This window comes from Chromatiales bacterium 21-64-14 (assembly GCA_002255365.1).
GTDB lineage: Bacteria > Pseudomonadota > Gammaproteobacteria > 21-64-14 > 21-64-14 > 21-64-14.
This window is the reverse complement of the sequence record NCBI01000074.1, coordinates 1-9,240: the sequence shown is the minus strand read 5'-3', so window position 1 is coordinate 9,240 and position 9,240 is coordinate 1. Positions and strand designations below refer to the sequence as shown.

At 60.7% G+C, this 9,240-nt stretch carries 10 protein-coding genes; 1 reads left to right on the top strand and 9 read right to left on the bottom strand.

From position 1 onward, the window contains the following. The 8 genes from B7Z66_15615 to B7Z66_15580 form a co-directional block, all read right to left on the bottom strand. A partial coding sequence (locus B7Z66_15615) for a hypothetical protein (GenBank protein ID OYV74700.1) occupies positions 1-890 on the bottom strand: 890 nt, incomplete at its 3' end. Further along, complete coding sequence (locus B7Z66_15610) at positions 887-2,638, bottom strand: hypothetical protein (protein OYV74699.1); 1,752 nt, start codon at positions 2,636-2,638, stop codon at positions 887-889. The genes B7Z66_15610 and B7Z66_15615, both read right to left, overlap by 4 nt. A gap of 289 nt (positions 2,639-2,927) precedes the next feature. Continuing rightward, a complete protein-coding gene (locus B7Z66_15605) occupies positions 2,928-4,634 on the bottom strand; it encodes a hypothetical protein (protein ID OYV74698.1) in 1,707 nt (568 codons plus the stop codon). A gap of 1 nt (position 4,635) precedes the next feature. Beyond that, entirely contained in the window at positions 4,636-5,625 is a 990-nt protein-coding gene (locus B7Z66_15600) for a hypothetical protein (GenBank protein OYV74697.1), read from the bottom strand. Position 5,626: 1 nt separating this feature from the next. Next, on the bottom strand, positions 5,627-6,085 hold the full coding sequence (locus B7Z66_15595) for a hypothetical protein (GenBank protein OYV74696.1): 459 nt from the start codon (positions 6,083-6,085) through the stop codon (positions 5,627-5,629). Beyond that, on the bottom strand, positions 6,082-6,594 hold the full coding sequence (locus B7Z66_15590; protein ID OYV74695.1) for a hypothetical protein: 513 nt from the start codon (positions 6,592-6,594) through the stop codon (positions 6,082-6,084). Before B7Z66_15590 ends, B7Z66_15595 begins: the two co-directional genes overlap by 4 nt. Further along, entirely contained in the window at positions 6,594-7,058 is a 465-nt protein-coding gene (locus B7Z66_15585) for a hypothetical protein (protein ID OYV74694.1), read from the bottom strand. Before B7Z66_15585 ends, B7Z66_15590 begins: the two co-directional genes overlap by 1 nt. Before the next feature lies 1 nt (position 7,059). Then, positions 7,060-8,145 carry a hypothetical protein gene (locus B7Z66_15580; protein ID OYV74693.1) on the bottom strand — a complete coding sequence of 362 codons (1,086 nt, stop codon included), beginning with the start codon at positions 8,143-8,145 and terminating at the stop codon, positions 7,060-7,062. Positions 8,146-8,164: 19 nt separating this feature from the next. Here B7Z66_15580 and B7Z66_15575 point away from each other — a divergent pair, with 19 nt between their 5' ends. After that, positions 8,165-8,362, top strand: coding sequence for a hypothetical protein (locus tag B7Z66_15575; GenBank protein OYV74692.1), 198 nt, complete (start codon positions 8,165-8,167; stop codon positions 8,360-8,362). A gap of 460 nt (positions 8,363-8,822) precedes the next feature. Here the strand turns inward: B7Z66_15575 and B7Z66_15570 are convergent, their stop codons facing one another. After that, a complete protein-coding gene (locus tag B7Z66_15570) occupies positions 8,823-9,221 on the bottom strand; it encodes a hypothetical protein (GenBank protein OYV74691.1) in 399 nt (132 codons plus the stop codon). Positions 9,222-9,240 lie beyond the last annotated feature (19 nt).

The window sequence follows — 9,240 nt, the reverse complement described above, 5'->3', positions numbered from 1 at the left end:
AGGCTTTCGAGCATCCATGACGCCGTGCTCCGGTGAAGTTGTTGCTGGATATTGAAGATGGGCCAACCCGGGCGCATGGTGAATTCCAGCGGCCAGGGCACCCCTTTGTCGTCAATGATAACGGCAACGTCCACGAACCCCATATGTCCGGCGCGCACAAGATAATCTTCCAGTGGCGCAAGTACCTTGTCCGCCAGCTTGGATTTCTCGGTGTAGTACACCACGGTGCCCATCTCGCCCGTGTTCGGCCCGCAGTCGTCCACCATGAGTTTCTTGTGCTCGAAATTTTCGCACCAGGGCGACGCAAAACCGTGCGGGCCGACCCATGCGCCGACCGCCATCTCGATACCGGGCTGGAACTTTTGCAGAATGAAGCCGGGCACACGCTTACCCGTGCGCTTCCACTTCTCTAGCATGTAGACCATATCGGCCGGTCCCTTGCTGACGTACGACAGGCTACGGTCAGCGTCGCCGAAGGGCTTGGAGACGTAGCGGCCCATGGTGGACTTTACATACGCGATGGCCTTGTCGTAGCTGTGGAAGGTTTCACCCTCCATAAGCTTGACGTCATGCGCGGCGAGCACGTCCATCCCCACCTGACGGTCCAGTTCCCATTGCGCGGTGAAATTGTTGGCACCGTAGACCGGGTAGCCGCGTTGCGCCCACTTGTCGAGGTCCGCCATGTACACGGCGTTATCGGGCAGGAACACGAGGTCCGCCCAATTCATGTGCTGCTCCCAGTGCTGGACTTTTTGCACCAGGCCGTCGCCCACCGTGATCTGCCCTTCGGGCTTGTTGCGGATGAACCACCTGACTTGCGCGCCTTCGGACATGCTGCGCAGGCAGAAATCCAAAGCGAGGGCCGAGGGATCAATGACGAGGATTTTCAATGCGTGGCTCCGACGATGATGTTCCACATTTTGCGGTGCAGCGCGTACTGCGCGAAGCCTACGGCGGTAGCGGCTCCCGTGAAGCGCCGCACGAGTTTCTGGCGCTGGATAGACTTCTCGAACGCTTTGACTTTCTCCAAAGCCTCGCTATATTTTTCGGCGTTTTTTACCATGTTCGACGAGAACAAGTCGTCCTTGTACATGTGGTTGAGTACATTGCGCAAAGCGTCCGGGAGTTTGTCAACCGACAAAGTATTCAAATTCCTGAACATGCCGTCATACTTTTTCGCCGTTTCCAGCGACGCCATATAGGCCTGATGCTGCTGCTTGTAGATATCGGCTTGCTGGTTGAGTGCTTTGTCACGCAAGGCCATATCCGCTTCCAGCCGTGCTTGCGACGCCTTTTGAATGTCTTGCAACGCCTGCGTTGCTTCGGTGCGTGACACCATGTCGCTCGCCGTCTTTTGCGCCTGCGGCAATTGCTCCAGGATGGGCCGGTGCTCGTCCACGTAAGCCTTCATCGTGGCGATGCTCTTGCCTTGCAAGTCAGCCTGTACGCGCTGCGCGATGGCGCTATCCACAGGCTTGATATCGCCAGCGGCTTCGATGGCGAGCTTGACGTTTTGCGGGGATTGCATCACGCGCGCTGTGAGGTCCGCGCCAGTCGTCTCGTCCGCGCCGAGCGCCTTGAGCATTCGGGCACGGAACGGCTGTTGCTCGTCCAGCACGTCGCCGTATTGTCCACGCGCAGCTTTGTACCCCTCGATGTGTTGGTCGAGCACATCGTTGAGTTGCTGCGAGAGCTTCGCAGCGGCTTGCGTGCCGATAGCGTCGAATCCCGACACAGGCTCACCGAACTTGGCTTTTTGCGAGAGTTGCCTGCGCAACTCGATCAAGCTGGATAGCGGTGTGTTGGAGTTGGTCCGGATGTGCTCAATGTCGTTAATGACGCTTTGCAGCGCAGCCCGCTGCGCACTTGTGCCAGCGTTTTCTTGCGCCCTGACCAAGGAGTCTTTGATGCCGCCCAAGTCTTTGTAGAGCGGGCTATCTTCGGTCAACTTGGCTTGCGGCGTATTGGCTACTGTAGCCTCAATGTTGTCGCCCGCAGCCTTGCGCGCTTGCTCCAATCCTACGTTGCGCGCCTCCATGGCTTTCGCCAGACCTTCGTTGATCTGGATGGTAGACGGCTTCGCGTCGCCGCCCATACGAGGAAGTTGCAGCGCGCCTTGCGGCATCGGCGGGGGTTCGGGTGTAACAGGCTTCGCACCGGGCGCAGGCACTTGGGCTGCAAGATCACCAGCCATGGCGCGGGCACCCTTGGCCCCCGCGCTGGCTTCGGGACTGCCGAGATAGTGGAACGGCTTCGCTACGGTGCGTCCTGCGGCCTTGACAGGCTCCGGCACGAGCGGGCCGATTTTGCCAGCGGCAGTGCGAGCGCCCTCGCCAAGATAACCCGCTTCTCGGATTGCCCCACGCCCTACTTGCCCAGCGGCGTCATGGCCGAACGTGCCAAGTGCACCAGCAACGGACATATCCGGCGCGATACCCGCAACCCCCGAACGGTTGAGCAAGTTGGAAGCACCTTGTAGCGCAGCCGCACCCTGCGGGCTCGCGGGCTGGTAAGCGTGTTGCTGCTGGAACTTCGCGGATGTACGCTCGGCCAGCCCGTGGCCGAAGTTACCTGTTGCAACTTCCTTGCCAATGCCATACAAGTTGCCTGCGACGTTCATCGCCGCGCCTTGCAGCATGCCCGCGCCAACGTCCAGCGGCGATGTGACGGCACCGATTGCTTTCTGATACCACGTTTGCCCCGCGCCGGGTGCCTGTGCGCTTGGTGCTTGCCCAGACGGGTAGCCACCGGGAATCTGATCCACGGCACTTTTGGGTTGCGCAGGGGGTGTAGCAGGCGTCGCCGTCATCCACGCAGGGGGCGGCGGCAAACCCGACACATCATGCGCAGGGGCATTTGCGGGAGGCGCAGTGCTTTTGGTGCTCCCAAGCATCCATGCGGGCGGCGGCGGAAGGCCTGCGACAGCGTTATTGTCCATACGGGTAGCCTACGACGTAGTAACGCTGGTTGGGGTTGGTCGCTAGCGCCATCGCAGCTTGGTCGTCGCTGATCTTGTATTGCTTGGCGTACGCCTTGAGTTGCGTCATCGTCATGGGCGTAAACCCGAATGCTTGCGCAGCGGCAGCGGGTTTGCTGGATTGCGAGATGAGGCGCAGTTGGGGGAGCAGTTGGACACCCGTGATCGTATGGTTCAACGCAGCGATGGACGCTTGCGCGCCGTCTCGAAGGCCTTGCAGGACGCCTTGCAAACCTTCGCCTTTGCTCGCAGTGACGATCTGCGCGCCATTTTTGAGGCCCGCAACGGTAGCTTTCCCGAACATCTGCTGCGCACCAGCTTCGCGGGACGCCTCGGCAACGAGTGCGTCGTAGTGTTGGAACAACTGGTACAGCGGTGAATTGGTCGGGATAACTTGCCCTCCCACGGACAGTTTGCCTTTGTTCCACGCGACCGGGCCAGAAAGATGCAACCGCTGAGCATCTTGATTAGCTTGCGCGAGTTGCGTGTCAAGCGCTTGCGAGGTCGCTTGCAACGTGGACACCCGCTGTTGCAATTGCGCCACCGCTGTGCGAGATGACGTAAGGTCGTTCTGGTAGGGCTTTTCGGCGGCAGGCGTCAATCCGATGGCTTGAAGCTGCTGAAACGCGCGCATTTGACGCCCTATCCCCACAGGACCACTCGTTGAGCCAAGTGTTCCGTTAAGGTATGACAGCGCCAGATCGAACGACGGCGGAGGCGAACTTCCAGCAGCCGGTGAACCACCACCCACCGCGCTGGAATAATATTGTCCCATGGAGCGTGCTTCCTGCGCTCGGGCCTCATTTGCCTGGATCTGCGACGGCAGCGCAGCTTGTCGCGTCTGCGCGTTGGTGATCTGCGCCCAACTGGTCAGCCCTTTGAACAGGCTGTCGATGGTCATCCCGGCGAGTTGCGCCGACGTTTTGGCTTGCGCCATAAGCGTCGGGTTCGTGGACTGCATGGCAAAGTACGCCTGCTGGGGCGTAATGTTTGGGTACATCGCTTTCAGGTTCTTGACCTGTTGCGCAACAAGGCCGATAGGCTGATTGTTAGCCGCCAGCGCAAGTGCGCGGCCGACGGTGCCTCGATCCGCAACGGGTGTTGCTTGCACGGGCGGCGCTTGACTGGTCGGCACTTGCGCGCTCGCGTTTTGTGGCGACGGTGACATGGGGACGTGCCCGTGCCGCATCATGCTCGCCACAACACTTGCGCCAGCGCCGGGGCTCATTTGATCCAGGCCAACGGCGCGACGCACCTGATCGGGGGTTGTTACACCAGCAAACCCACCTCCGGGGACGAATGTGGGCGTGGGGGCCGCGCCCGGAAGCGGCACAGACTGAATCCCCGCACCCTGCTGCGGGACGCCGAACGATCGCGCAGTAACGCCTGCCGGAAGCGGGTTTTGCGCACTGTTCTGTCCGGGCGCAGGTGCCGGCGCTCCTTGCGGTGCGGGCGGCTGCATGGTGTGCTGTCCGCCCATGGCGAGATAGCCCATCCCGCCGCCCGTGACTTGGGACTGGATCATTTGACGCTTGAGCGCGTCGTTGGCCAGCATGTCGTTGATCTGCTGCTGCCGTTGCCGGTTCAGCAGATCCTGCTGGTTCATTTTCCAAACGTCACCCGCAGCTCCGAGCGCAAAGGGCGAGAACAGGGCCATTTTAGCCTCCCGGCAACGTCATGAAGTTGGGGTTGTAGCCGGAACCCGTGCCGAAATAGTTCCCGCTATTGCCACCACCCAAACCAGCCGCCCAATTGCCGACCGCGCCGCCGATGGCGTTCCCGATGGGCTGCGCAATGCTGGCCGCGCCTTGCATAGCGGCTTGCTGTTGGCCGAACTGTGCGCTTGGGCTGCCAAGGCCTTGGTAGGAGTTATAGTCCGCAATTTGCTGCTGGTAGGGAACGTTGGCTTGCTGCCCGTACTGCCCCGCCGTGCCAATGAGGCCCAGTTGGTTCTGCAACGCATTGAGCTGCGTCTGATAGGGCATCGAAGCCGATTGGTTAATCAGGTTCGTGCCTTGCGTGCCGAGGTTTGCGCCAATAGTGCCGAGTTGCCCCGCCGACTGGTTGAGCGCACCCACGCCCTGCACGCCTTGCAACTGACGGTTGAGCAGGTTGTTCTGCCAGTTTTGGTTGAACAGTTGATTCTGTTGCGACGCGATCTGCGCACCCGCACCGCTCATGCCAAGCCCGCGTGCAGCCAGATCGGCGTTGGTCTGGTTGGTGTTTTGCGCTTGCAGGTAGTTGTACAGTTGCGACTGCGGGTCAAAGGCCGACTGCACCAGTTGATTTTCCAGCCCCGGGATTTGCCCCATCTGGCCGTATAACTGGTTCGCACCGCCAAGTGCGTTGTAGCCCTGCTGCATCCCCGCACCTGCGGCTTGCTGCGCCCCTTGAAGGGCCTGCCCATAGTACGGGCTATACAGCGCTTGATTGACCGCGCTTTGCGCCTGCGGCAGGTACTGCTGATACAGGTTGTTCTGGCCGAGTTGCGGGATCAGGCCCAATTCGTTGCCAGCGGCTTGCCCGAGGTTCGGGGGCAGGTACGAGCCGCCCGAGTAGCCTCCGCTGGATCCGCCGCCCCCGAGCATCCCGCCCACGGCGCTACTTACTACAGGTGCGGCAACAGCGGCCAGTGCGGTCATGCCCATGTCAGGCCTCCAGGTTCTTGACAGCTACGACTTCCACTTGCTGGAATTTTAACCTACGCATGATCGGCTCGATACTTTTGTAGGTCTTGTAAACGACGTGCATCTTATGCGCACCCACCGCGCGGGCCATTTTTTCCGCTTCACGGAACAATTTGACACCATGCATGGCTCGGCACTTTTCGCTCATATAAAACATGTCGGAAAGAAAAATCTGCATCTTTCGGTAATGCAGATGCGGTGACAGAATCCCTACGAAGTACCCTTCCGGCGCACCGTCCAGCAACATCGCCAAGATGTGCAGCATCCCAAGCTTTTCCAAAAGCTCGTACTGCTCCCAGAGAAGGTCGGGCTTGTATCGCTTGTCTCGCCCGACTTCTTCCCAATGGAGTGCCTCGAACTTTGGGACGATGTGGTACCGAAAGTACGCGAGGTCTACTTTGCGGAACTCGGGGTCGCTCATTGCTTGAGATTCCGCGTGATCTTCTCGCCCGAGCGCCCGACAATGTAGCCGCCGATGCCGATCTTGAGCAGGTCCCACATATCAGGGGGTAGCGCGAGCGCAGCGGCGTGCACGCCGAACCATCCGGCCATCGGCAGGAAGGCATAGTTGACCGCCACGATGAACGTGAAGGTCAGCATCAGGATCGGGCGCCAGTTCGCAGCCAGCCAAGAGTCGGACTTGGCCTCCGCTTGGATGGTGCCAGCTTGCGCTGTGACCAGCGCCGTCTCGTAGTCCAGATTCATCTTGCGCAGGTTTTCCTCATGCTGCGCTTGCAACGCGAGGATCTTGGCTGCGTTCGCAGGGTCTGCCGCGATGGCGCTATTGACCGATACCGGGTCGTTGTTGGTCCCGAGGGCCGAGGCTACCAACCCACCGACGACAGCACCCGCAGGTCCGCCAAGTGCGGTGCCCAGCACCGGCGCAATGCCCGCAATCGCTTTGCCTACATCACTCCATGACAGGCTCATCACTTGGCCCCTTTGAGCAGGTTATTGGCTACGCGGTTCGTCCATCCCTTGCCGAACGTAGGCCAGCCCTTCAAACTTGTGTAGTATTGCAAACGATACGCGCAAAATCGCATGACGACAACCAGCGCGGGTGTCAGGTTGACCGCCGTGACGGTTTTCGGACCCATGATCCCGTCCTGCTGAAGCCACTTGACGGGTTCACCCCCGTTGTACGCTGTATCGAACACCTGAAAGGCCACGCGCGGGTCAAACTTGTCGCACTGGTACGGGTTCCAGTATTCCGAGCGCGCGATGTCTTGCGCCATGGATAGCGGCAAGTCACGCATGTCGCCCATGTATCCATAGCGCCGCGCAACGCGCTGCGTGACGCCGTACATGGTCGCGCCGCCCGGGTCAGCAGGATTGTTGCTATAACCACCCTCGTTGCCGAGCACATCCTGCCACGCCGCGAGAAAATTGTCCATATCAACTCCAGAGCATGACGACTGCGGCTTTGCCAGCCGGGCCGCTGTCAGTTCCAAACCCGAGCCCCGTAATCCCTGAATCCTGCTGAATGGTTCCTTGCCGCGTGCCCTTGGAATAGGGCGAGCCGGCGAGCAAGGTCAGGAGCGTTGCGCCATTGCTGGTGAGCGTGACGTTCGGACCAATGGTAATCGTAATGACCTGTCCCGGCGTCACATTGACCGTTTGCTTGATGACTTGCTGACCGGCTGTGCCCATCGGCGTACCACCCGCAGCCGTGGCACTCACCAGGATCTGCGTCACGCCAGCAGGCACTGTGAACGTGCCCGAGGACGAGAAGGCTTGCGAGAGCAGCGGCAGGGGCTTGCTTCCCGTGTAAAAGAACGGGATGCCGGCCTGGATGGCTGCAAAGAGCGCAACCGCCGAGTCGAACGTGTACGCGATGACGACCGACGCAGACTGCACATCCGCCCCGTCGCGTTGTGCCGCCGTGCAAACAATCGAGCCTTGCGCGTTCGTTGCGACCTGGATGTCCGCGCCGTCTGTCTGCGCAGCGCTCAAGACGATCAGCGGCGTGCCTGCGGTCGTCTGGATGTCCGCACCATCAGCCTGCGCGGCGCTGCTGACGATGACAGGCGAGCCGGTTGCAGATTGCGTGTCCGCCCCATCGGTTTGCGTTGCCGAGGCACTGACCGCTGACCCACTGGTGCCGGTAGCCGCTTGTGGGTCCGCGCCATCCGTCTGCGCAGCACTGAGCACAATCAGCGGCGTGCCCGTTGCGGATTGCGTGTCCGCCCCATCGGTTTGCGCCGAGCTTGCAACGATCAGCGGAGTGCCGGTTGCAGCTTGTGTATCCGCGCCGTCGGTTTGCGCAGCAGATGCCGATACGGGAGAGCCCACCGTCCCGCTGGCGGCTTGGGTGTCCGCGCCGTCGGTTTGCGCGGCATTAAGGACGATCAGCGGAGTGCCGGTCGCGGCTTGCGTGTCGGGGCCGTCCGTTTGCGATGCCGAGGCACTGACCCCACCACTGGAGACGCCCTTGACCAGCAACGTGAACGCGGGACCAAAAATCCCGCTGCTGGAGCTCATCGTTTCCGGAAGCGTGCCGGTGTACTGCGCGGTTGTTCCGGTTGCACTCAAGTTGACATCCGCCACTTGGATGCCAGTGCCGTTCCCGGTATCGTTGTACGCGATCCGCGAGGTCAGCGGAGACGATATCGTCGGGGCTGTGCCAACGTTGCCTAGGTCGAAGAAAAAGCAGACCTGCGTGTCGTTCGCAACGGTGGCTGTCGCTACGGGGGATTGAACCGTGGTTCCGGACGTTGGCGAAATCGTCGTCTGGATATCGTCCGGCTGAGCGGTATTACCGCCGCGATATGCAAAGACAAGGGCGCTTGATCCATTGGAGCCCCCAGCCGCAGTCCAAGTTACGCCGAATGTGTAGGAAACTGGTGCTCCACTGGTCGCAACGTCCGCAGAAGTGGCGACCTTGGTAGCGACATACGTGAAATCTGTAAATCCGCCTCCTTGGTTCGTTTGGCTGCCGTGCGTGCCGACAGCCCATCCAGACGGCAAACTTGGCGTTCCGGTTGTCGTGTTGTTCGTGTAGCTCGTAAAGACGCCGACGATCAGATCACCGACCTGTACATCGGAGGTTTTTACGAGAACCGAAGCGGTGGACGTTCCAGCTTCGCTGGAAGATCCTTGCGCGACGAAAACCGGATTCGCCACTCAGGGCCTCACTGCGCTAGCACCGTGCTCATGGCTTACGCCCCGTACGCCGTGATCGTCCAGGAAGTTACGGACACCGGCTGACCCGACGTGATGCTGGTCGAGGTCAACGTCAGGTCGCCCCCGCTGGTCGCGCACGTGCCTTGGCTCACGCAAGTCGTACCTGCCGACGACGTGCAGAGCCGGTAGTAGACCGCAGTCCCCGTGGCGCTGGCGTTTTCGGTCGTGATCGTGTTGAACGTCAGCACACCGCTGGAGACATTCCCAGCAGTGGATGAGAGCGGCAGCGATGCAAGCAGCGTGCCGGTCGCGCTGGCTGCGCAGTTGGAAGGAGGCGAGCCGCTGTAGATGAGAAGGTAGCCGGTGGAACCAAGGTCCGTGACCAGATCGGTCATGGCGTTGGTACGGTGCGTGGTGGAATACTGGACAGCCATGGTCGTTCCTTAGTTGGAT